This window comes from Pelobacter propionicus DSM 2379, assembly GCF_000015045.1.
GTDB lineage: Bacteria > Desulfobacterota > Desulfuromonadia > Geobacterales > Pseudopelobacteraceae > Pseudopelobacter > Pseudopelobacter propionicus.
Window position 1 is genome coordinate 3035036 of the sequence record NC_008609.1, and the last position, 23310, is coordinate 3058345.

Consider the following 23310-nt stretch of genomic DNA (forward strand, 5'->3'; position numbering starts at 1 on the left):
TCATCCGGCGATGCCGCGCACCACTTCCTCGGCACGTTTCAAATCCTCGGGACAGTCGACCTCGCCCCATGCCAGCCCCTCGATGCAGCAGGTCCAGACCGGCGTCTGCTGCGCCAACTCGTCGATCACGGACAGATACCAGCGCTTCAGGGAGACCTGGTCGCGCAGGAGCTGCTCCACGGTGCGCCGGAACAGGTCGGCCCCTTCCCCGCGGAACAGCAGCATGCCGATGGATTCGGCGTCAACCTGGTCGACGAGCAGATTCTTGCCGATGCGCACCAGACGCTCGCCGTCCAGAATCACCTTCATATCATCGCCATCGTACGTGTCCTTGCGATCAACGGTCACCGTGATCGGACGGGGCGCCGAGGCGAGCAGTTTTTCAAGCACCGCAGCCCGGAACATCGTGTCGCCGTTGAGCAGGATGAAATCATCGGTCATTTCCGAGCGGGCGATCCAGCAGCTGCCCAGGTTATCGGCCACCGCGTAAAACGGGTTGAACAGGGTGCGGATAACGCCCCTGCCATAGCGCTCTTCCAAGAGTGCTTCCACAGTATCAGCTGCATAGCCGAGCACGACACTGATGTCTTTGACACCGCATTTGAGCAGTTCATCGACCTGCCATTCGATCATCGACTGGCCATGAATGGCAACGGCGCACTTGGGTCGCTCGGCGGTCAGGGGAAGCAGACGCTTGCCCTGACCCGCGGAGAGAATGATGGCTTTCATACGTTTCAGGTCTCCTCTCGCTCTCGCGAAACTGTTGCGTTCGGGAAACAGCGGCAACATATCACGATGTAAACCTGATATTTGTAAAGAAAAATAGACCTCCGGTCAAGAAGATTTCTCCATCCCGCACCGAATCTGTATCTTTTTTGCAACACATGCACACCCTTAGCGACACACCGGAAAGGGTGCAGTCGGAACAACCGAATGCGTCAATACAGGGCTGAACTCCGGCAACCGTTCCACCCGCCATGCAAGGGGCGTGATACACTTAAGCCAGGACAGTACCCGGGAGGAGAGCATGAAAACATCCAGGTTGGCATTTTATATCACCCTCACACTGATCACCCTCGTGGCTGTGGTGTTTGCCTTGAGCAGAGAGCCGGAACCAGGCTGCCCGATCAATCTGATCTACCTGCTGTTCAAGGGCTGATCCGGCAGCATCACCGGCACGGCAGGTGCGCGCCATGACACCGATCGCCCCTGTTTGCGCCGGTCGCCGGACCACGTGCGGAAGACCGCATGAAGGGAGTTGTATTCCGCTTTCAGATCGGAGAATATGGGGCCGAAAAAAATAAGGAAAAAGAGAGCGGAGAGATGCGGCAACTGAACTATCTTGCGGGGTATCCGCAGCAGGTCACCAGCCAGGTGAACAGACTGATCGCGGAAAACAGGCTGGCCGGCTTCCTGAACCAGACCTATCCGGCGGCACATGACATCAGGACCGACAGGGCGCTCTACGATTATGCCGTTGCGCTGAAAAACGAGTTCCTGCGCAGCACGCAACCGTTGAGCAGGGTGATCTACGACGGAAAAATCCAGGTAATCCAGAACGCACTGGGCTGCCACACCTTCGTGTCCAGGGTCCAGGGGGCAAAGCTCAAGTCAAAGCATGAAATCCGGGTCGCCTCGCTGTTCAGGGATGCTCCGGCGGATTTTCTCAGGATGATCGTCGTGCATGAGCTGGCGCATCTACGGGAGAAGGAACATAATCGGGCCTTCTACAAACTGTGCGAATACATGGAGCCGGCCTACCAGCGGCTGGAATTTCATCTGCGGCTGTACCTGACCCACCTGGAGCTGACGCGGCAATCCCCGAAGCAGGAGCAAAAGCTGACCCCACCCCCCTCTACCGACCCTGCGTGAGACGGAGCAGGATACTCCCGCCCGCCTAGCCAGAGCACCGACTCTTGTCAACCGGCCCCCCACCCCGCCACTGGGTCATTTAAGTCGCAACGTCCGTCCCGCGCTCCCGGGTTTCCAGCAGATCGTGCAGCGTCAGGGCCTCCAGTGACAGCCGGCTGCTTTCCGCGTCGCGGCGGATGATGTCCGCCGCCAGCACCATGGCGCCAGGAGATGCGTCATCTGATGCGGCACTGCCCCGCAACCCGGCCAGAAGAGCGTTCACCTTCATGTCGGCTGGTTCCCGTGCTGGCAGCCAGCCCGGCTCGCTGCCAGCGGCCTGAACCAGATACCCCAGCCTGTCCAGGGCCTCGAGCCCCTCCTCCACCTGATCCTGCCCCAGGGCCAGTTCGTTTGCCAGACGCTCCGCCCCGGGCGGCGGGCCGTTCTCGCGGAAGTGGCGGCAGACCTGGAGCAAGAGGGCAAGAGCGCGCTCCTCATGGGCGGCCGGGCTGGGCGCGTCGCTACGGGAGCAGACAGCGACATGTCTCCGGCGCTGGTGGATGCAGACGATCTCCAGCCCCAGCAGCACGATCAGCCAGCTGGTGTATACCCAGACCAGGAACACCGGCAATGCGGCCAGGGTGCCGTAGATGGCGTTGTAATTGGCAACGCCGACCTGAAAATGAAAGTACGCCCACTGGGCCATCTGCCATGCGGTTCCTGCCAGAATCCCCCCCAAAAGGGCCGAGCGGAAGCGCACCCTGGTATTGGGAATGTAGATATAGAGGAACACCAGGGCGATCCAAACGCTGACGTAGGGGGACAGCCTGAAGACGGACAGGACCGCCTCGCCAAGATACTCATGCAGCAGCAGCCACTTGACGACCCACTGGTTCTGCAGGGAAGTGGTCATGCTGGTGGCCACCAGGATCAGGATCGGCCCGACCACGACCACGCTGAGATAGTCACTGAAGCGTCGCTGCAGCGAACGTGTCTCCCGGACTCCCCAGATGGTATTGAAGGCCATTTCGATGTTTCCCAAAAGAGAAATGACCGTCATCACCAGAACCAGCAGTCCGATTGCTCCGATTGATTTGAAGTTGGTGTTGTTGACGTAGGCAACGATGCGGGAGATGGTTTCCTGGGAGTCGCCGGCAAACCTCTGTAGAACCGGCTCAAGGGTATTCTGGGCGCCCAGCCCCTTGAGGACGGCAAAGGCAATGGCAAGTACGGGAACAAGCGAGAGCATGGTGGTATAGGTGAGGGCAGCCGCGCGCAACGCCCCCTGGTGCAGGGAGAAACCGGCCCTGACAAGATAGCAGAAGCGGAGCAGGTCGAACAGTCGCCCCTTCATCCCCCGCCAGGCTCCAGGGTCCTCCGGCATCAGCGCGGCGGGTATGGCGCACGGCCTGTTCGCGGTTGACATGTGCGGACTCACCTCCCTCTGGGCTGTTTCAAGCTGGATTCGGCATTCGGATACAAACGCTACCACACGGCATGGTTATACCACATGTGCGGGACGACTTGGCCCCGCACCCATCGCCACGGATCAGCAGATGCGGGGGAGCTGTTCGCCGGCCAGCATCTCAACCGCCCGGGTCCCCCCCGACACCGTGTCGATCTCCAGGCGCCCGCGGTCGTCCTCGCCGGTCACCTCGCCGATGATGGCGGCTTCGCGCCCCAGGGGATGGGAGCGCATCCGCTCAAGCAGGGCGTCCGCCGCCTGGGGCGCTGCCACCACCAGGATTTTCCCCTCGTTGGCCACGTAGAGCGGATCCAGGCCGAGTATGGCGCAGACCCCCTTGACCGCGCCGTTGTAGGGAAGCGCTCTTTCCTGCAGGGTGATGCCGACCCGGGACTGGAGGGCGATCTCCTTGAGGGTGGTGGCAACCCCGCCGCGGGTCGGATCGCGCAGGACATGCACCGCGTCTCCCTCCTTGAGGATCTCCTCCACCAGACCGTTGAGCGCCGCGCAGTCGCTCCTGATGTCGCTCTCCAGGTCGAGCCCCTCCCTCTTGGCCATGACCGCAATGCCGTGGTCACCGATGGCGCCGTTGATCAGCACCCGGTCGCCAGGCCGGGCACAGTTGCCGCCAATGGCCAGATCATGCTCGATGACCCCCACGCCGGAGGTATTGATGAATATCCGGTCTGCCTTCCCCCGGGGAACAACCTTGGTATCACCGGTCACGATAGCCACCCCCGCCCCGTCCGCGGCGGCGCGCATGGAGTCCAGGATCTCCTTCAGCTCTGCCCTGCTGAACCCTTCCTCCATGATCAGCCCCACACTCATGTAGAGCGGTCGCGCCCCCATCATGGCGAGGTCGTTGATCGTACCGTTCACCGCCAGGCAGCCGATATTGCCACCCGGGAAGAAGAGCGGATCAACCACGTAGGAATCGGTGGTAAAGGCGAAGCGCTGTCCATTATGGGTCACCACCGCCGCGTCGTTCTGACCCGCGGGCGGTATGCCCGACAGGGTGGGGATGACAAGGTCCGAGAGCAGCTGGTGGGAGAGTTTCCCGCCGCTGCCGTGACCCAGTAGAATGAGGTCGTTGTCCACGTATCGCTCCTGATCCGGCCAGGCCGGAACTAAAAATAGTTTTCGCCTATCTGCCGTACTTGTACGCCGCGGCGCAGGTCCCTTCGCTGGACACCATGCAGGCCCCAACGGGTGATTCCGGGGTGCAGGCTCGGTCGAAGAGGGGACAGTCGAAGGGAGACACCTTCCCCCTGAGGATATCGCCGCAGCGGCACCCTTGGTGCTCCCGGGTCTCCTCCACGGAAACCGGCAGGACTTTTTCCGCGTCATAGGCGGCATAGTCGGCTGCGATTTCCAGGCCACTGCCCGGAATGACGCCGATCCCGCGCCACTCGGCATCACAGACGCTGAACACCTGGGCCAGCACAGACTGGGCCTTGCAGTTACCTTCCCAGGTCACCACCCTGCTGTACTGGTTTTCCACCCGGCTTTTCCCCTCCACCACCTGCCGTACCAGCATCTCCACTCCCTGCATGACATCGGCCGGCTCGAAACCGGTCACAACGCAGGGAACGCCGCGCTGCTCTGCCAGTCCGCGGAAGGCGTTGGCGCCGATGATGGCGCTCACATGGGCGGGGCAGATATAGCCGTCGATCTTCAGTTCCGGGTCGCTGGAGAGTAGCTCCATGGGCAAGGGAATGGTCTTGTGGGCCGCCAGCACCAGATAGTTGGCAAGCCCGTCCCCAGTGGCGGCCAGGATGCTGGCGGCAATGGCGGGCGCCGTTGTCTCGAAGCCGACCCCCAGAAAGACGACCCTTTTACAGGGATTCTTCCTGGCGATGGCCACAGCGTCCAGCGGCGAGTAGACAATCCTGACATCCGCGCCCCTGGCGCGCTCCTCCATCAGTGACGAACTGGAACCGGGAACCCGCAGCATGTCACCGAAGGTGGTGATGATGGTGTCGGAAAGACGGCTAATGGCTATTGCCCGGTCGATGTAGCGGTTGGGGGTGACGCAGACCGGACAGCCGGGCCCCGAGATGAGCCGCACCCCTTCCGGAAGCAGGCTGCGGATGCCGTACTGGTAGATGGACATGGTGTGGGTGCCGCAGACCTCCATGAAAGCCATCGGTTCCGGGCGCTGCTCAGACAGCTTCCTGATTTGTGCCGCGTAGCCGAGAACCACATCCCGGTCGCGGAATTCATCCATATAATTCATGACAACCTCATATCTTCCTGCGCTGGACCAACCAGCCGGCCGGTTCCCAAAGCAGACACCCCGTGATCAGCGACTCAGGCCGAAGCTGTTGCGGACTCGGGTTTCATCTCTTTCATCAACTCCAGGGTGATCAGCGCCTCCTTCTCATCCATCCTGGAAATGACGAAACCTGCATGGACGACCACATAGTCTCCCACCCCGATCTCCTCGCCAATGATCATAAGGCTTGCCTCACGCTTGACCCCGTCGATCTCGGCCACGATGGTATCGCCATCAATGCTTAACACCCGCATCGGTATTGCCAGACACATAACTGTTCACCATATCCTGTCGTCAAAAATAGGAAAGAGACCGACCTGGTCCCTCCCGGTCACGCAACTCAGCGGAGCATTTCCAGCTCAGTCGAGCGTTCCGCTTCCCTCCGCATGCACCCCGCAATGACCGCCTGCCCCAGGGCCAGCCCCCCGTCACCGGGTGGAACCAGGCGATGGGTAAACACCTGAAAATCAAGCTCCGCAAGCCTGTTGAGTGTCCCCTCTACCAGCAGTTTGTTCTGAAAAACACCCCCCGACAGGACCACGCGATTGAGGCCGTTCCTGCAGCGAATCCGTTCACACATGCCTGCCGTTGCCGCGGCCATGCTGTTATGAAAGCAGCGGGCCATGATGGCACGGGGTACTCCAAGGGCCAGATCCTTCAGTAGCTCAACCAGTGCGGGGCGCATATCGAGAATCAGCCTGCCAGCAAACTCCTCGACGGAAAAGGGGTACTCCCGGTCGGTCACTGCTGATTCAGCCAGCGCTTCCAGTTCGATGGCCGCCTGTCCTTCGTAGGTTATCCTACTTCTCACGTCCAGCAGGGCGGAGACGGCATCAAAGAGCCGGCCGCAGCTGGAGGTGAGCGGCGCGTTGATGCCGCGCTCCAGCATTCTCTGCAGCAGGTGCCGCTCCTGGGCGGAAACATCCCCCAGGCAGGAAAGTTGCAGGGCAGCGAAGTCCCTCTCTCCGGCATCGAAGAGATAGGAAAGCGCCATGCGATACGGCTCGCGCACCGCCGCGTCTCCCCCCGGCAGGGCAACCAGGCGCATGTGGCCCTGGCGCCGGAACTCCCGGTAGCCGCCCACGAGAAACTCCCCTCCCCAGACAGTACCGTCCAACCCGTAGCCGGTGCCGTCAAAGATGACGCCGATGGCTTCTCCCTCCAGGCTGTTTTCCGCCATACAGGAGGCCATGTGGGCATGGTGGTGCTGAACGGCGACCCGGGGCAGATCCGGCAGATCAACGGCATAGGCGGTGGAGAGGTAGTCGGGGTGCAGATCATGGGCCACCAGGGCCGGGCGTATCTCCAGAATCTTCTCCAGATGGGCGACGCACTCCTCCAGGGAGCGAAGCGTGGCGCTGTTCTTCAGGTCGCCGATGTGCTGGCTCAGGAACGCCCGGTCGTTGCGGGTGAGGCAGACCGTTGCCTTGAGTTCTCCACCCACCGCCAGAACGGATGGCTGCTCCGCCGGCAGCCTGATCCCCCGCGGCACATAGCCCCGGGAGCGGCGCAGGAAAAGTGGGCTGCCGTGAAACACCCTGATGATCGAGTCGTCGCTGCGTACGTGGATCTCCCTGTCGTGAGCGAGGAACAGGTCGGCGATGCCGGCAAGCTGTTCACGTGCCTCGCTATCCCGATAGGCTATGGGTTCATCCGACTGATTGCCGCTGGTCATGACGAGGGCGATGAAGTTGTTCCTGAGCAGGAGATGGTGCAACGGCGTGGAGGGGAGCATCACACCAAAATAACCGTTGTCGGGCGCAACCAACGACGCAATGGGAGTGGCTTCCCGCTTGGGCAGGAGCACGATGGGTCGCTCCGGACCGCCCAGGAGGCGCTGCTCCGTTTCGCTGCAACGGGCAAAGGAGTCGATTCGAGCCAGGTCAGGGGCCATTATGGCGAATGGCTTTTCATCACGCTGCTTTCGCCGACGCAGGTTCGCCACAGCTTCTTCATTGCATGCGTCCACCGCCAGATGATAACCGCCGATTCCCTTGACAGCCAGGACCCCACCACGCTGCAGAAGGTTGACAGCGGCAAGCAGAACGTCGTGACCACGACCACCTCCACCCTGCATCACCTCACGGCCAGAACTGTCGAGCAGCGCGATGCGCGGGCCGCAGACCGGACAGGCATTGGGTTGGGCATGGAAACGGCGGTTGGCGGGGTCTTCGTACTCGGCACGGCAGTCGGCGCACATGGCGAACCGTTCCATGGTGGTGAAACGGCGGTCGTAGGGTATGGCGGTGATGATGGAGTAGCGGGGACCGCAGTTGGTGCAGTTGATGAACGGATAGAGGTAGCGGCGGTCGCGGGGGTCGAAGAGTTCCCTTAAGCAGTCTTCGCAGACGTCGCAGTCAGGTGATATCTGGGCACTGTTCTCCCCACCGCTGCTGGGGAGTATTGAAAACCCCCCCTCCCCTGTAACGGAGATCGTCTCGCTGTGGACGGAACTTATGGCGGCCAGAGGCGGTGCCTGCGCGCTTATGTCACGCAGAAAGGCGGACAGGTGCGACCGTTCCCCCTCCCCTTCCAGGAGCACTCCAGCCGGGGTATTCCGTACCCATCCGCTGATACCGTAGCGTGCGGCCAATCGGTAGATAAACGGGCGAAACCCAACGCCCTGCACAATCCCTTCGACCTCGACCCTGATCCTCTCAACCGGACCGTTGGACACAAACATCACTCGCTTTCGTTCGCTGCTCAGGCCTTTTTCGATCGAGCGTCTGCCATCCCCTGGGAGAGCCATGCGTACCATCGATCCATCCCCTCCCCGGTCTGGGCGGAAACTTCGATGATGGTGATGTTCGGATTGACCCTGAGAGCCATTTCGCGGCATTTATCCACTTCAAAGGTCAGATGGGGAAGCAGATCGATCTTGTTGAGGATCATGACATCGGCGGCATGGAACATGTGCGGATATTTGAGCGGCTTGTCCTCCCCCTCGGTAACGGAGAGAACAGCCACCTTGTGATTCTCACCCAGATCGAAGGAGGCGGGGCAAACCAGGTTGCCCACGTTTTCGATAAACAGCAGATCCAAGCTGGCAAGATCGAAGTCAGCGGCGGCGTGCAGGATCATGTGGGCATCCAGATGGCAACCGGCACCGGTATTGATCTGCTTAACCTGCACGCCGGTGGCTGCGATCCGTTGCGCATCGTTATCGGTCTGCTGATCCCCCTCGATCACGGCGCAGCGCACTTTTCCGCCCAATTCCCTGAGGGTGCGCTCCAGAAGGGTCGTTTTTCCGGAACCGGGTGAACTGACCAAGTTGAGGGTAAAGATCCCCTGACTGGCGAACAGCAGGCGGTTGGTCGCCGCCAGGCGGTTGTTGCGATCCAGGATATCCGTCTCCACGCTGATCGTGCGCGTCTGCCCGGCCTGAGAAGGCGTAGGGTGTTCGTGATGATGGTGATGCCCATCTCCGTGGTGATGGTCATCATGGGTATGGGTATGGTCATGGCTATGATCGTGACCATGGTCATGGTCGTGGGAATGTTCTCCCACGGTGGGGCAACCGCATGTCGTACACATAACGCTACACTACCTCCAGTTCTTTTACCCGAAGTTCCTCACCAAAGAGAATCTCGATATCGAAACCACCACATTCGGGGCATGAGTCGTGATAAGCCCGGGCGCCGAACAGAGCCTTGCAGCCGTTGCAGCGAACCTGGGGTTCGATGATAATAATTTTCAGGCTGGCACCCTCCAGAAGGGTACCCTTGGTGCATGAATCGAAGCAGAATTCGAGGGCGCCGGGGACGATGCCGGACAGTTCACCCACGTCCAGGGTTACGGACGTCACCCGACTCCCGGCAGCATTCTGCTCACAGATCGACACCACGTTCTTCATAATGGTCAACTCATGCATCAACAATCCTCGCTGTCAGGGTACTGCTTCCGTTACGCACCGCATAGACCGGTTGCGACGTTTCAGTGGCTGATAGTCTCACATTTTACGCCTGAGCTAAAGCACTTTTTAAAGCAGGCACGTCCGAACCACCTTCAATCGCGTAGCCGCTAAAACACGAACCCCCTTGTGTATCGTGTGCTGCCGATCGATACGCAAGGGGGCGTGTGTTCCGGGATGTAACGTTCCGGTCAGATCTTCTGCATCTTCTCGTAGATCACCAGGTCACCCGAGCCTCTGAGGTCTTCGGGATGGTACCGCGGCATGGGGAAGTCGCTTACCTGTTTGAATTCCACCGGCGCGGTCTTCTTGTCCACAAGCCCCGCGGCTACGGCTACGCCCCAGATGATGGCTTCAGGACGCGGAGGGCAGCCGGGAACGTAGTAGTTGACCGGGATCAGTTTCTCCACCGGGCCGTGCACGGCGTAGCTGTCGTGCCAGATGCCGCCGCCGCAGGCGCAGGAGCCGATGGCAAACACAAGCTTGGGGCCGGGCATGGCGGCGTAGGCGCGCTGGAGTGCCTTGCCGGTGGAGCGCATGGCAGGCCCCTGGCAGAGCATGACGTCGGCGTGACGGGGGGAACCAACCAGTTTGATCCCGAAACGCTCTACGTCATAGTACGGGGTGAGGACGTTCAAAACTTCGATGTCGCAGCCGTTGCACCCGCCGCTGTTGGCGTGGTAAACCCACAGCGAACGACCGAACACTTTCTGGCAAAGATTCTTTAGCATGACGGCGTTAGCCCTCCAGTTCTATGGTGAGGTCTTCGAGGATCGGCTGGCCGGGGAGGTAGGCCGTTGATTTGAAGACCCAGCGGTCGTTGGCAAGGTCGTCCGCGCGGTACCCTTTCATCTTCAGCGCTTCCAGCGGTGACTGCCCCTTGAAGCAGCGGCCGCAGCGCTGGCAGGTGCTCATGAACAGTTCCAGACGCTGCTGAAGATCGGTGATCTTGTTGGTGCCGTTCTCGAACTCGTGGCTCATGGTGATGGCGTCTTCAGGGCAGACGTCGGCACAGCGACCGCAGTAGGTGCAGCGGCGGCCAAGGTAGTGCAGGATCCGGATCTCCTGGCAGATGTCGTTGATCAGGATCTCACGGGACGGGCAGTTGTTGGCGCAACCGGCGCAGCCGATGCATTTGACGTGGTCCCAGATCGGACGGCCGCGGAAGCGTTCGGGCACGGGCTTGGACTCAAAGGGGTACGGCATGGTTACCCGGCCGGCGTTCAGGCAGATCGCGGTCTCTTTCAGTTTGCTCAGTATGGACATACATTCACCTCTATCAGAAGCCGTAGCTGGCGGCGGCCAGGGTTACCAGGGATACGGCCAGCATGATCGCGAAGTACCGGATGGCCTGGTCGATGCGGTAGCGGGCGTGGGTGGCGGCGATGGTGGTTACCAGAAGCACCATGGCGAAGACCTTGACCCAGAACAGGATGAAGCTGATCGGAGCGGCCAGACCGGAACCCCAGGGGACGAACAGGGAGACAAACAGGGCGCTGTACACCACCAGTTTGGCCATGTTGGCGTACTGGAACAGGGCCAGTTTGGGACCGGAGTATTCCACCATGGCCCCTTCCATGATCTCTGTTTCAGCTTCGGAGATGTCGAAGGGCGCACGACCCACGAAGGCCTGGAAGGCCAGCAGCATGATCACCAGCATGGCGAAGCCGGACAGCGCCATGCCGTTTGCGCCGTAGACCGAGCCGGAGAGCACTTCGTCCAGGTTGAAACTCCCCTTGGCCAGAGCGCCCATGACGATGGCGACGGCGAACAGCGGCTCAAGGGTGATCATGCACATCATCTCGCGGTTGATGCCGATCAGAGAGTAGGTGGAGCCGGAGGCCAGGCCGGCCAGCAGGGTGCAGATGCCGGCAAGGGTCATCAGCAGGATCAAAAGCAGAACGTCGCCGGAGCCGGACAGCGGGGCCTTGAAGCCCATGGGCACCAGGCAGGCGATGGTCAGCATGACCGCCAGGGGAAGATAGGCGGCGAAACGCTGCAGCACGGGGGCTTCACCGGATTCGATGTCGTCCTTGCCCAACAGTTTCAGGATATCCAGGTAGGGCTGGTTGATCGGAGGTCCCTGACGCGACTGGATACGGGCCGTTACCTTTCGAAGTACGCCCTGAAAGAGCGGAGCGAGCGCTAACACCAGGATGACGTTTACCAGGACGCCCACTATCATGTTCATGACGTTACTCTCCACAACTACCTCCTAGCCTTTCCGTGATCTGGACAACGAGAGAAGTTCGGCTTTTGTCCAGCTCTTGCGTGCGCCGGTCCTGATGTCGATGGTTTCCATGCGGTCGGTGCAGGACATGCACGGGTCGATGCCACCTAAGGAGATCTGCATGTCGGCTATGCGCTGGTCCTTGATCATGGCCGGGATACCCTGCAGGTTCTGATAGGTCGGAGCTCGGGCACGCCAGCGACGAGGACGGTTGTCGTCACCGGTGATGGCGAAGTGGTGGCTCTCACCGCGCGGGGCTTCGATGGAGGTGTAGCCAACCCGGCCAGCAGGAAGCTCCGTGGTGATGTCCGCTACCAGCGGGCCCTGCGGCATCTTGTCAAAGCACTGGCGGATGATGTTGATCGATTCGAAGACTTCCAGCATGCGCACCACCACACGGCCCCAGACGTCGGCGGTGTTGTGGGTGATGACTTTGAAGTCCACCCGGTCGTAGGCGGCGTAGGGGTGATCACGACGGGCGTCGATGTCAACGCCGCCCCCACGGGCGACCGGACCTACCAGGCCCATCTCTTTGCACAGCGCCTTGTCGGCCATGCCGACGCCGCTGGTACGGGCCATGATGTTCTTGTCCTTGCTGACGGCGGCGACGACCTGACGCCATTCGCTCTCCAGCTTGTCAAGGACGGCGCGGGTCTCGGCGATCAGCTCAGGCGTGAAGTCCCAGCGAACGCCACCGATGATGCCAAGGCCGTAGGTCTTGCGGTTGCCGGTGATCTTCTCGGCCAACCACATGATCGGTTCACGGATGCGCCAGGCCTGCATGAACAGGGTGTCGAAGCCCACCAGGTGGCAGGCAAGGCCGACCCACATGGGATGGCTGTGCAGACGCTCGATCTCAAGCATGATGGTGCGGATGAATTCGGCCCGCGGAGGAACGATGACCCCGGCCCCGTTCTCTACGGCCTGACAGAAAGCCAGGCTGTGCACGCAGCCGCAGATGCCGCAGATGCGCTCGGCCATCATGGGCACGTCGTTGTAGCCAAGTACCGATTCGGACAGCTTCTCGATGCCCCGGTGGACCATGAAGCCGCGGTATTCGCAGCCACGCACGAATTCGCCATCCACGTAGAGGCGGAAGTGCTCGGGCTCGTCAAGCGTCGGATGGAACGGGCCGAAGGGGACGGCGGTGCACCCGGGAGGGGTCTCGTCGAAGTCGAACTCGCGCTCTTCGTCGTACCCTTCCGGAATCTTGTTCCAGGCAAAGTCTTTCCGTAAGGGATGGTGACCATCGGGCCAGGCGTCGGGAAGAACCAGCCGCTTCGGATAGGGGTGACCCACAGGCTCGATGCCCAACAGGTCCTTGAGTTCGCGCTCGGCCCAGTTGGCAGCGGGAATGATCCCGGAGATGCTGTCGATGCGCGGGTTCTCACCCGGAAGCTGGCAGATGATGCTGAACAGGATCTTTTCCTTGTCAAAGGCGAACTGGTGGAAGACAAGGAATTTGCCGCTGTACGGACGGTCGTCAGAGCCTATGCTGATGACGTAGCGGGCATCCATGTCGCGGAAGATGTACTGGCAGATCGGTTTGACGCTGGCCGGGTCGATGTAGACCAACAGACGCATGTCGTTGACTACGTCGGCCTGCTGGATGGCGGAGCCGAATTTGTCTTTCAGTTGCTGGAGCTTTTTACTTACCATGGTTAGTCTTCCTTGATGCGTGTCTGGGGACGCGGATTGCCGCCGAGCCACCCGAAGCAGCGCTTGATTTCACCGTAGAAGTTGGAGGCGGCATAACGATAGCACTCTTCTTCGCGGGCATACCCGCACAGCCAGGCGTCGCCGCTCTTGCGGGTGGAACCGCCCTGCTTGGAGAAGGTGTACACGATGACGAAGGCTACTGCCAGGACGATAGCGATAACGATCGGCACGTACAGGGCGCCGCCGCCGATGGCGAAGAGACCCGTGGTGGCGCCGGCGGACATGGTGTTGGCGTCGGCCAGTTTCTCGGCAAAGCCCTGGCGGCTGGTGTTAAGCACCTGGCCCAGAACCTGGTACACGGCGCCGGGGGCAAGGCCGATGACGATGCACAGAAGCGCCATGATCAGCTGCGGAAGCTGCTGGGTCATGCCCACTTCAAGATTCCCCTGCTTGGCGGCCTGCTGTTTGACCACCGTGCTCTGGCGGGACAAAAAGGCGACGCCGAAGAATTTGATGTACATGGCAAGCGTCATGGCGCTGGTGAGGATGGCGATGATGGCGCAGACGGCAAGGTATTTGGCGCTCGTGCTCCCCTGGATGGTGGCGACGTAGATGCTCCATTTGCTGACAAAGCCGTTTAACAGCGGTACACCGGCGATGCCGAAGGAGGCGATCAGGACGGCAAAGCCGGTGACCGGCATGTACTTCCACAGGCCGCCCATTTTGTTTAAGTCCTGGGTGCCGGTTGCCTGGTACAGGGAGCCGGCGCTGAAGAACAGAAGACCCTTGAAGATGCCGTGGTTGATGGCGTGAAGCAGGCCGCCGCAGAAGGCGATGGCAGCCAGAGCAAGCAGTCTGTTGTCACCGGAGGGGACCAGGGCGACGCAGGCGCCAAGGGCAAGGATGATATAGCCCAGCTGACCGACGGAGCTGAAGGCCAGGAGCCGTTTGGTGTCGTCCTGTTTCATACCCTGCATGGTGCCGGTGAACAGGGTGATGGTGCCCAGGATGGCCAGGGCCATGCCCCACCTGCTCATGTCGTACTGGCCAAGCACGTCGGCCGGTACCAGCCACAGGAAGGTCCTCATCAGGCCGTAGACGCCGGTCTTGCTCATGACGCCGGAGATGAGAGCGGTTACCGGGGACGGAGCAGCGGCATAGGCGTCGGGTACCCACAGCTGACCGAAGGGCCACATGCCGACTTTAATGCCGAAGCCAACAAGGAACAGGGCCAGGCAGCCAGTGAGCGCACCCGGGTTGGTGGCGACCAGAGCCGGGATGCCTTCGGAAAGAACGTCGAAGTCGTAGGCAAGGCCAGGCTCGGCCGGGCCGCCGGCAATCATGGCGGCGCCGGCCATGGCGGCTACCATGGCGGCTTCCATGAAGACAAGGTACTTGAAGGCAGCGCCCTTGATGCCGGGCTTCTCACTCTCGAACAGCATCAGGATGAAGCTGGGGATGGTCATCAGCTGCCAGAAGGCGCAGAAGAACCACATGGTGTCGGTGATGGAGAGGATGCCGTACATGCCGCCCACGAACAGAAGCAGGAACGGATGATACATCGCCGCGCTCTTGGTGGGGAATTTCTCCACATGGACGATGGAGTACAGGGCCGCACAGACCCCGATCAGCACCGCAAGAAGCAAAAAGATGGAGCTCAGGCCGTCAACGTACAGGCGCAGCGTGTGACCACCCAGGGTGTAAAATGCCTCGGGATGGTGCGGGTTGGCAGGACCGCTGGTCAGTACCTGCACCGCCCGCGGCACGATCAAGACACCGCTGGCAACCATGGTCAGGAAGGAAAGCCAGCCGGACAGGCTCTTGCTCATGGAGAGCAAAAGCGTCACTACGGCACCGGCGGCGCAGATGCCGATCGATAAGAGTACTGCTTGTTCAGGAGTCATTATTGCACCTCTGCGAATGGCCCAAAGCCATGCACTCGTAGTCGGGAAACGTTAGATATCTTCCCCGAGCGTTTTCAGCTGTTCGTAGGTAAATACCGGGCCGTCGACGCAGACGTAGGAGACACCCACGCAGCAGTGGCCGCATTTGCCAACGCCGCATTTCATGTAGCGCTCCAGGGTCGAGACGATGTTGCTCTCCTTGAAGCCAAGGTCCAGGAGGTCCTTGATGACGAAGCGGAACATGATCGGCGGACCGCACACGAACGCTACCGTGTTGTCCACGTTCACCGTGACGCCAGGTTTCTTGAACAGGGAGCCGACCACGCCCACGTTACCGGTGTAACCGGGGCTGGCGCTGTCAACGGTGAGATAGAATTCCGCCCCACCCTTCTCCCAGACCTTCAGGTCTTCGGCGTACATCAGCGTCTCGGGGTTCTTGGCGCCGTAGAAGATCTGCACGCTCTTGAACTTGTCACGGTTGGCAAGGATATAGACGATGGTGGAACGCAGCGGGATCAGGCCGATACCGCCGGCGACGACGACGATGTTCTTGCCGTAGTACGATTCCATGGGGAAGCCGTTGCCAAAGGGACCTCTCAGCGCGAAACGGTCGCCCGGCTTGTACTCCTGGAAGGCGTTGGAGCAGACCCCTACCCTTCTCAAGGTGAAGAAGACTTTACCTTCAGTGGGAGAAGGCGGAAGCGAGAGGGTGAATTCGCCCTTGCCCGGGATGGTGACCAGGCAGAACATGCCAGGACCGAAGGTCGAAAGAAACTGTTTCTGATCCTCGGGGTTCTCCAGGTGCCAATGAACCGTTTTGACTTCCGGGATCTCGTCGTTCAAGGCGTCGACGATGGCGACCTTCGGCAGATAGATGTTATCAGCGGGTGATTGGTTCATTGCTTGTCACTCTCCGTTGTGGCGCGGCGGATCATTTCCACGACGCTCGGCATTCCTATGTCGCCGTGGCAGACCACGGCGCAGCGACCGCAGCCGATACAGGCGACCGACAGCTCGCGCTGGATGAAGTAGTGGTGCAGTTTCCGGAAGAAACGACGGTTGCGACGGTCATGCACGGCCTGGCGCGGGTTGTGGCCACCGGCCATTCTCGTAAAGCCGCTGAAGGCGCAGGCGTCCCACACTTTCAAGCGCTCGATCTCCGTCGGACCGATCTTACGGTCGGTGACGGTGAAACAGGTGCAGGCGGGGCAGACAAAGGTGCAGCCACCGCATTCGACACAGCGGTTGCCGATCTCGGTCCAGGTCTTGTTGCTTACCCGGTTGCCGGTGACGTAGCGTACGGCACCGGAGAACCAGGTGGTGGCGTCTTTCAGCTCTGTGCGGGCCGCTTCCAGCACTTCGGCCCGTTTCGTTACGTGGCCAGCCGTGCACTTCTTGTAGAAGGGGGCCGCAAACAGTGCCTCGCCCGCCGGACTGCCGGCTACGGCCATGTATTCGTCGTTGCCCAGGTCCATGAGCTGAAGGTCGAAGTTCTCACGGGCGGCAGGGCCGGAGTCGGTGCACAGGCAGAAGCACTGCTTGCCTATGTCCAGGTCCTTGTCCGTGCAGGCGAAGTTGACGATGAACAGGTTGTTCCGTTTCGCCTCGTGGTAGCCATCCTTGAAGTCACGCCCCAGGAAGAAGCGGTCCAGGTGGTAGATGCCACGCACGTCGCAGGAGCGCACGCCGAACAGGGCGCGCTTGGGAGCGTCCACGGTGGGCTCGAAGCTCAGGCTGTTCTTGGATTTGTCTTCGTGAATCTTCATGGTCCGTTCCATGTGCGGGAACACGAACCGTTTGGCCGGATAGTAGGGGTTGGGAACGTGCAACTGGACCTGGTCCCGGTTGGCGTCGGTGACTACGTCAAAGGCGCTGTCGCTACCGCGACCGAGGAAGGGGGCCAGGACCTCAAAGCCCTGTCCGCGCAGCTGATCGATTACGTTCAGCACATCGGCGCGGCTCAAGATACGTGCTTTCATGCGACCTCCGTTTCTACACGAACAGCCAGGAACCGGGCGTCATCCGCACCGCGCATCGCCTGCATCTGGCTCAGCTCCTGGTAGGGTACAAATACCGTGCCCCGCTTGACCTCGGGGGTGACGCGGGCAACGGTTACGGCGCAGCCGGAGCCGCCGCAGAGTTTGATCTTCTGCTTGTCCCGGATCTTCATCTCCTTGGCGTCGTCAGCATTGATCTCGACGAACCCTTGCGGATAGTCCAGGAGCATTACCCGGTATTCACGCTTTAAGATCTCGCTGTGGGCGATGAGGACGTTCTGGTTCCAGTAGTAGCTGGAGTTGCCCAGTACCAGGGTGAAGGGGAAGTCCGTGCTTAAGGCGGCGGGAGCCGAAGGCTTGGCGACCGGTACAAATTTGAAGCTGCCGGAACCGCCGCTAAACAGGATCGGCGTGCCGTGGGGCGCGTCCTTGGTGCAGGGCCACTGACGGCCGAATTCAACACCCAGGCTGTCGTAGTCGGCGGCGCTGTAGGAAGGTACGGCCCGGCCGATCTCGGCCATGACCGCTGCCGCGTCGGCATAGTTCCAGTCACTTCCCAGTGCCTTGGCCACCTGGGCGATCTGCTGCCAGGCAGGGGTGATCCCCTGAGGCGCAGGAACGGCCTGGCGGGCGAGCTGGATGCGACGCTCGGTGCTGGTGAAGCTGACCGTCTCTTCACCGAAGGCGGTGGTGGGAAGGACGACGTCGGCCAGTTTGGCGGTTTCAGTCAAAAACAGGTGCTGGACGATGACCAGCTCGCACTCTTCCAAAGCCTTGGCGGCGCTGCCCAGGGCGGCGGTGTTGACCGGGTCGTAACGGTCCAGCCAGACCGCCTTGATTTTACCCTTGGCACGGTCTTTCAGCACGGCTGCGGCCGTTACGCCGGGGGTAGCCGGAAGCTTGGCGCCATACACGCTTTCAAGCTCGCTCCCCGCGGAGAGCGGACGGTAGCCGGGAAGGCGGTCGGGAAGCATGCCCATGTCGCAGGTGCCCTGAAGGTTGTTGTGTTCGGCCAGCGGGAAGATGCCAGAGCCGACTTTGCCGATCTGGCCGGCCAGAAGCGCCAGGTTGACGGCCGCCCTGATGGAGTCGGAGTCACGGGTCTCGGCGCCGGTGGAGTACAGGATGGCCGAGGATTTTGATTTGGCGTAGGCTACGGCTACGGCTTCGATCTGTTCGGCAGGAACGCCGCAGGTCTGGGCGGCGGCGATCAGGTCGTACTGCTTGGCCTGGGCCAGAAAGGCATCGTAGTCAGAACAGTTGGCCTTGATGAAGGCAAGGTCCATCAGGCCGTGGTCCACGATCAGTTTGGCCATGGCGCCGTAGAGAACGGCTTCCGTGCCCGGGTTGATCTGCAGAAACCAGTCGGCGTTCTCGGCAACACGCTGACGACGCTCGCCGATGACCACCAGCTTGGCGCCGCTGAGTCTGGCGCGCAGCACCGTGCCCGCTACGGTGGGAAGCTGACGGGCAAGGTCAACGCCGTCGACGATGATCAGGTCGCTCTGCTCCAGGTCGTCGATGGAGTTGGTGGCGGCGGCAACACCCAGCATGTCCAGAAGGACGTTGACCGAGTTGTTGCTGTACACGCCGGCGCCATGGTCCACGTTGTTGGTGCCGATGACGCTGCGCGCAAGCTTCTGAAGAAGGTAGCTCTCTTCGTTGCAGCAACGCGGAGAGTTCAGAAAGGCGATCGAGTCGGGACCGGAGGCGCCCTTGATCTCCTTCAGACGTGAGGCGATGAACTCATACGCCTCCTGCCACGTCACTTCTTCGAGCTGGCCGTTCTTCCTGAGAAGCGGTGCCTTCAGGCGGTCGGGGGAGCTGGCAACTTCATGAACGTGCCAGCCGCGGATGCAGATTTTGCCCTTGTTTGCGGGGTGCGATACGCTGGGGTAGACGCCAGCAATGCGTTCAGGAGTAGTCTCAAGATAGAGACCACACCCTACGCCGCAAAAGGTGCAGGTGGTTAGACTTTGAGCCATGCGTCACTCCCGTTTCAACCCAATCCTGTCGCCGGGTGGGAAAGTCGGAATACACCGAGGAATTCCATAAGTTACGGATATGGTGGGATTTTTACTCTTACTTTTTTAGTCTCGGTAAAAGCTAGATGTTCGTACCACAACTGGCACGAGATTGTCAAACCCTATTTTATTTCGACCAAAGAAATAGCTACTTAGACATAATGCCACTCTTCACGGCTGTCATACGTTTCCGATCGATTGGAACGTTGTTAGCCTGACACACGAACCCCCTTGTGTATCGTGTGCTGCCGATCGATACGCAAGGGGGCGTGTGTTCCGGGATGTAACGTTCCGGTCAGATCTTCTGCATCTTCTCGTAGATCACCAGGTCACCCGAGCCTCTGAGGTCTTCGGGATGGTACCGCGGCATGGGGAAGTCGCTTACCTGTTTGAATTCCACCGGCGCGGTCTTCTTGTCCACAAGCCCCGCGGCTACGGCTACGCCCCAGATGATGGCTTCAGGACGCGGAGGGCAGCCGGGAACGTAGTAGTTGACCGGGATCAGTTTCTCCACCGGGCCGTGCACGGCGTAGCTGTCGTGCCAGATGCCGCCGCCGCAGGCGCAGGAGCCGATGGCAAACACAAGCTTGGGGCCGGGCATGGCGGCGTAGGCGCGCTGGAGTGCCTTGCCGGTGGAGCGCATGGCAGGCCCCTGGCAGAGCATGACGTCGGCGTGACGGGGGGAACCAACCAGTTTGATCCCGAAACGCTCTACGTCATAGTACGGGGTGAGGACGTTCAAAACTTCGATGTCGCAGCCGTTGCACCCGCCGCTGTTGGCGTGGTAAACCCACAGCGAACGACCGAACACTTTCTGGCAAAGATTCTTTAGCATGACGGCGTTAGCCCTCCAGTTCTATGGTGAGGTCTTCGAGGATCGGCTGGCCGGGGAGGTAGGCCGTTGATTTGAAGACCCAGCGGTCGTTGGCAAGGTCGTCCGCGCGGTACCCTTTCATCTTCAGCGCTTCCAGCGGTGACTGCCCCTTGAAGCAGCGGCCGCAGCGCTGGCAGGTGCTCATGAACAGTTCCAGACGCTGCTGAAGATCGGTGATCTTGTTGGTGCCGTTCTCGAACTCGTGGCTCATGGTGATGGCGTCTTCAGGGCAGACGTCGGCACAGCGACCGCAGTAGGTGCAGCGGCGGCCAAGGTAGTGCAGGATCCGGATCTCCTGGCAGATGTCGTTGATCAGGATCTCACGGGACGGGCAGTTGTTGGCGCAACCGGCGCAGCCGATGCATTTGACGTGGTCCCAGATCGGACGGCCGCGGAAGCGTTCGGGCACGGGCTTGGACTCAAAGGGGTACGGCATGGTTACCCGGCCGGCGTTCAGGCAGATCGCGGTCTCTTTCAGTTTGCTCAGTATGGACATACATTCACCTCTATCAGAAGCCGTAGCTGGCGGCGGCCAGGGTTACCAGGGATACGGCCAGCATGATCGCGAAGTACCGGATGGCCTGGTCGATGCGGTAGCGGGCGTGGGTGGCGGCGATGGTGGTTACCAGAAGCACCATGGCGAAGACCTTGACCCAGAACAGGATGAAGCTGATCGGAGCGGCCAGACCGGAACCCCAGGGGACGAACAGGGAGACAAACAGGGCGCTGTACACCACCAGTTTGGCCATGTTGGCGTACTGGAACAGGGCCAGTTTGGGACCGGAGTATTCCACCATGGCCCCTTCCATGATCTCTGTTTCAGCTTCGGAGATGTCGAAGGGCGCACGACCCACGAAGGCCTGGAAGGCCAGCAGCATGATCACCAGCATGGCGAAGCCGGACAGCGCCATGCCGTTTGCGCCGTAGACCGAGCCGGAGAGCACTTCGTCCAGGTTGAAACTCCCCTTGGCCAGAGCGCCCATGACGATGGCGACGGCGAACAGCGGCTCAAGGGTGATCATGCACATCATCTCGCGGTTGATGCCGATCAGAGAGTAGGTGGAGCCGGAGGCCAGGCCGGCCAGCAGGGTGCAGATGCCGGCAAGGGTCATCAGCAGGATCAAAAGCAGAACGTCGCCGGAGCCGGACAGCGGGGCCTTGAAGCCCATGGGCACCAGGCAGGCGATGGTCAGCATGACCGCCAGGGGAAGATAGGCGGCGAAACGCTGCAGCACGGGGGCTTCACCGGATTCGATGTCGTCCTTGCCCAACAGTTTCAGGATATCCAGGTAGGGCTGGTTGATCGGAGGTCCCTGACGCGACTGGATACGGGCCGTTACCTTTCGAAGTACGCCCTGAAAGAGCGGAGCGAGCGCTAACACCAGGATGACGTTTACCAGGACGCCCACTATCATGTTCATGACGTTACTCTCCACAACTACCTCCTAGCCTTTCCGTGATCTGGACAACGAGAGAAGTTCGGCTTTTGTCCAGCTCTTGCGTGCGCCGGTCCTGATGTCGATGGTTTCCATGCGGTCGGTGCAGGACATGCACGGGTCGATGCCACCTAAGGAGATCTGCATGTCGGCTATGCGCTGGTCCTTGATCATGGCCGGGATACCCTGCAGGTTCTGATAGGTCGGAGCTCGGGCACGCCAGCGACGAGGACGGTTGTCGTCACCGGTGATGGCGAAGTGGTGGCTCTCACCGCGCGGGGCTTCGATGGAGGTGTAGCCAACCCGGCCAGCAGGAAGCTCCGTGGTGATGTCCGCTACCAGCGGGCCCTGCGGCATCTTGTCAAAGCACTGGCGGATGATGTTGATCGATTCGAAGACTTCCAGCATGCGCACCACCACACGGCCCCAGACGTCGGCGGTGTTGTGGGTGATGACTTTGAAGTCCACCCGGTCGTAGGCGGCGTAGGGGTGATCACGACGGGCGTCGATGTCAACGCCGCCCCCACGGGCGACCGGACCTACCAGGCCCATCTCTTTGCACAGCGCCTTGTCGGCCATGCCGACGCCGCTGGTACGGGCCATGATGTTCTTGTCCTTGCTGACGGCGGCGACGACCTGACGCCATTCGCTCTCCAGCTTGTCAAGGACGGCGCGGGTCTCGGCGATCAGCTCAGGCGTGAAGTCCCAGCGAACGCCACCGATGATGCCAAGGCCGTAGGTCTTGCGGTTGCCGGTGATCTTCTCGGCCAACCACATGATCGGTTCACGGATGCGCCAGGCCTGCATGAACAGGGTGTCGAAGCCCACCAGGTGGCAGGCAAGGCCGACCCACATGGGATGGCTGTGCAGACGCTCGATCTCAAGCATGATGGTGCGGATGAATTCGGCCCGCGGAGGAACGATGACCCCGGCCCCGTTCTCTACGGCCTGACAGAAAGCCAGGCTGTGCACGCAGCCGCAGATGCCGCAGATGCGCTCGGCCATCATGGGCACGTCGTTGTAGCCAAGTACCGATTCGGACAGCTTCTCGATGCCCCGGTGGACCATGAAGCCGCGGTATTCGCAGCCACGCACGAATTCGCCATCCACGTAGAGGCGGAAGTGCTCGGGCTCGTCAAGCGTCGGATGGAACGGGCCGAAGGGGACGGCGGTGCACCCGGGAGGGGTCTCGTCGAAGTCGAACTCGCGCTCTTCGTCGTACCCTTCCGGAATCTTGTTCCAGGCAAAGTCTTTCCGTAAGGGATGGTGACCATCGGGCCAGGCGTCGGGAAGAACCAGCCGCTTCGGATAGGGGTGACCCACAGGCTCGATGCCCAACAGGTCCTTGAGTTCGCGCTCGGCCCAGTTGGCAGCGGGAATGATCCCGGAGATGCTGTCGATGCGCGGGTTCTCACCCGGAAGCTGGCAGATGATGCTGAACAGGATCTTTTCCTTGTCAAAGGCGAACTGGTGGAAGACAAGGAATTTGCCGCTGTACGGACGGTCGTCAGAGCCTATGCTGATGACGTAGCGGGCATCCATGTCGCGGAAGATGTACTGGCAGATCGGTTTGACGCTGGCCGGGTCGATGTAGACCAACAGACGCATGTCGTTGACTACGTCGGCCTGCTGGATGGCGGAGCCGAATTTGTCTTTCAGTTGCTGGAGCTTTTTACTTACCATGG

22 protein-coding genes are annotated in these 23310 nt (G+C 60.9%); 2 read left to right on the forward strand and 20 right to left on the reverse strand.

Features of this window, described 5'->3' with window-relative positions:
* A complete protein-coding gene (locus PPRO_RS13745) occupies positions 1 to 729 on the reverse strand; it encodes a phosphocholine cytidylyltransferase family protein (protein WP_041532339.1) in 729 nt (242 codons plus the stop codon).
* A gap of 298 nt (positions 730 to 1027) precedes the next feature.
* Here PPRO_RS13745 and PPRO_RS21695 point away from each other — a divergent pair, with 298 nt between their 5' ends.
* Positions 1028 to 1159: a hypothetical protein gene (locus PPRO_RS21695; protein WP_086003639.1), complete on the forward strand. Its 132-nt coding sequence runs from the start codon at positions 1028 to 1030 to the stop codon at positions 1157 to 1159.
* A gap of 164 nt (positions 1160 to 1323) precedes the next feature.
* Positions 1324 to 1872: a YgjP-like metallopeptidase domain-containing protein gene (locus PPRO_RS13750; RefSeq protein ID WP_049759837.1), complete on the forward strand. Its 549-nt coding sequence runs from the start codon at positions 1324 to 1326 to the stop codon at positions 1870 to 1872.
* Between the two features lie 79 nt (positions 1873 to 1951).
* On the opposite strand, the gene PPRO_RS13755 is transcribed toward PPRO_RS13750, so the two are convergent.
* From PPRO_RS13755 to PPRO_RS13845, 19 genes are all read right to left on the reverse strand, one after another.
* On the reverse strand, positions 1952 to 3277 hold the full coding sequence (locus PPRO_RS13755) for a YihY/virulence factor BrkB family protein (RefSeq protein ID WP_157040023.1): 1326 nt from the start codon (positions 3275 to 3277) through the stop codon (positions 1952 to 1954).
* A 123-nt stretch (positions 3278 to 3400) separates the two neighbouring features.
* The gene (hypE, locus tag PPRO_RS13760) at positions 3401 to 4414 is read right to left on the reverse strand and encodes a hydrogenase expression/formation protein HypE (protein WP_011736626.1); all 1014 of its coding nucleotides are present in this window, start codon (positions 4412 to 4414) and stop codon (positions 3401 to 3403) included.
* 46 nt (positions 4415 to 4460) lie between these two features.
* Positions 4461 to 5552, reverse strand: a complete 1092-nt coding sequence (gene hypD, locus PPRO_RS13765; protein ID WP_011736627.1) for a hydrogenase formation protein HypD — start codon at positions 5550 to 5552, stop codon at positions 4461 to 4463.
* 74 nt (positions 5553 to 5626) lie between these two features.
* Positions 5627 to 5863 (reverse strand): HypC/HybG/HupF family hydrogenase formation chaperone, encoded by a 237-nt coding sequence (locus tag PPRO_RS13770; RefSeq protein ID WP_011736628.1) that lies wholly within the window; start codon positions 5861 to 5863, stop codon positions 5627 to 5629.
* A gap of 68 nt (positions 5864 to 5931) precedes the next feature.
* Complete coding sequence (gene hypF, locus PPRO_RS13775; RefSeq protein WP_011736629.1) at positions 5932 to 8274, reverse strand: carbamoyltransferase HypF; 2343 nt, start codon at positions 8272 to 8274, stop codon at positions 5932 to 5934.
* A 20-nt stretch (positions 8275 to 8294) separates the two neighbouring features.
* Complete coding sequence (gene hypB / locus PPRO_RS13780) at positions 8295 to 9125, reverse strand: hydrogenase nickel incorporation protein HypB (RefSeq protein ID WP_011736630.1); 831 nt, start codon at positions 9123 to 9125, stop codon at positions 8295 to 8297.
* A gap of 4 nt (positions 9126 to 9129) precedes the next feature.
* Positions 9130 to 9462, reverse strand: coding sequence for a hydrogenase maturation nickel metallochaperone HypA (gene hypA, locus PPRO_RS13785; protein WP_011736631.1), 333 nt, complete (start codon positions 9460 to 9462; stop codon positions 9130 to 9132).
* A gap of 230 nt (positions 9463 to 9692) precedes the next feature.
* Complete coding sequence (locus PPRO_RS13790) at positions 9693 to 10232, reverse strand: NADH-quinone oxidoreductase subunit B family protein (RefSeq protein WP_011736632.1); 540 nt, start codon at positions 10230 to 10232, stop codon at positions 9693 to 9695.
* 7 nt (positions 10233 to 10239) lie between these two features.
* Positions 10240 to 10767, reverse strand: a complete 528-nt coding sequence (locus tag PPRO_RS13795) for a 4Fe-4S dicluster domain-containing protein (protein ID WP_011736633.1) — start codon at positions 10765 to 10767, stop codon at positions 10240 to 10242.
* Between the two features lie 13 nt (positions 10768 to 10780).
* Positions 10781 to 11692, reverse strand: a complete 912-nt coding sequence (locus PPRO_RS13800) for a respiratory chain complex I subunit 1 family protein (protein WP_011736634.1) — start codon at positions 11690 to 11692, stop codon at positions 10781 to 10783.
* Between the two features lie 24 nt (positions 11693 to 11716).
* Entirely contained in the window at positions 11717 to 13390 is a 1674-nt protein-coding gene (locus PPRO_RS13805) for a hydrogenase large subunit (protein ID WP_011736635.1), read from the reverse strand.
* Positions 13391 to 13392: 2 nt separating this feature from the next.
* Positions 13393 to 15294: a complex I subunit 5 family protein gene (locus PPRO_RS13810; RefSeq protein ID WP_011736636.1), complete on the reverse strand. Its 1902-nt coding sequence runs from the start codon at positions 15292 to 15294 to the stop codon at positions 13393 to 13395.
* A 51-nt stretch (positions 15295 to 15345) separates the two neighbouring features.
* Positions 15346 to 16194 carry an FAD/NAD(P)-binding protein gene (locus PPRO_RS13815; protein ID WP_011736637.1) on the reverse strand — a complete coding sequence of 283 codons (849 nt, stop codon included), beginning with the start codon at positions 16192 to 16194 and terminating at the stop codon, positions 15346 to 15348.
* Positions 16191 to 17273 (reverse strand): 4Fe-4S dicluster domain-containing protein, encoded by a 1083-nt coding sequence (locus PPRO_RS13820; protein ID WP_011736638.1) that lies wholly within the window; start codon positions 17271 to 17273, stop codon positions 16191 to 16193. Before PPRO_RS13820 ends, PPRO_RS13815 begins: the two co-directional genes overlap by 4 nt.
* Positions 17270 to 19276: a molybdopterin oxidoreductase family protein gene (locus PPRO_RS13825; RefSeq protein WP_011736639.1), complete on the reverse strand. Its 2007-nt coding sequence runs from the start codon at positions 19274 to 19276 to the stop codon at positions 17270 to 17272. Before PPRO_RS13825 ends, PPRO_RS13820 begins: the two co-directional genes overlap by 4 nt.
* A 334-nt stretch (positions 19277 to 19610) precedes the next feature.
* Positions 19611 to 20150, reverse strand: coding sequence for an NADH-quinone oxidoreductase subunit B family protein (locus PPRO_RS13830; RefSeq protein ID WP_011736632.1), 540 nt, complete (start codon positions 20148 to 20150; stop codon positions 19611 to 19613).
* A gap of 7 nt (positions 20151 to 20157) precedes the next feature.
* Positions 20158 to 20685, reverse strand: coding sequence for a 4Fe-4S dicluster domain-containing protein (locus PPRO_RS13835; protein ID WP_011736633.1), 528 nt, complete (start codon positions 20683 to 20685; stop codon positions 20158 to 20160).
* A gap of 13 nt (positions 20686 to 20698) precedes the next feature.
* A complete protein-coding gene (locus PPRO_RS13840; RefSeq protein WP_011736634.1) occupies positions 20699 to 21610 on the reverse strand; it encodes a respiratory chain complex I subunit 1 family protein in 912 nt (303 codons plus the stop codon).
* A gap of 24 nt (positions 21611 to 21634) precedes the next feature.
* Positions 21635 to 23308, reverse strand: a complete 1674-nt coding sequence (locus PPRO_RS13845; protein WP_011736635.1) for a hydrogenase large subunit — start codon at positions 23306 to 23308, stop codon at positions 21635 to 21637.
* Positions 23309 to 23310: the final 2 nt, after the last annotated feature.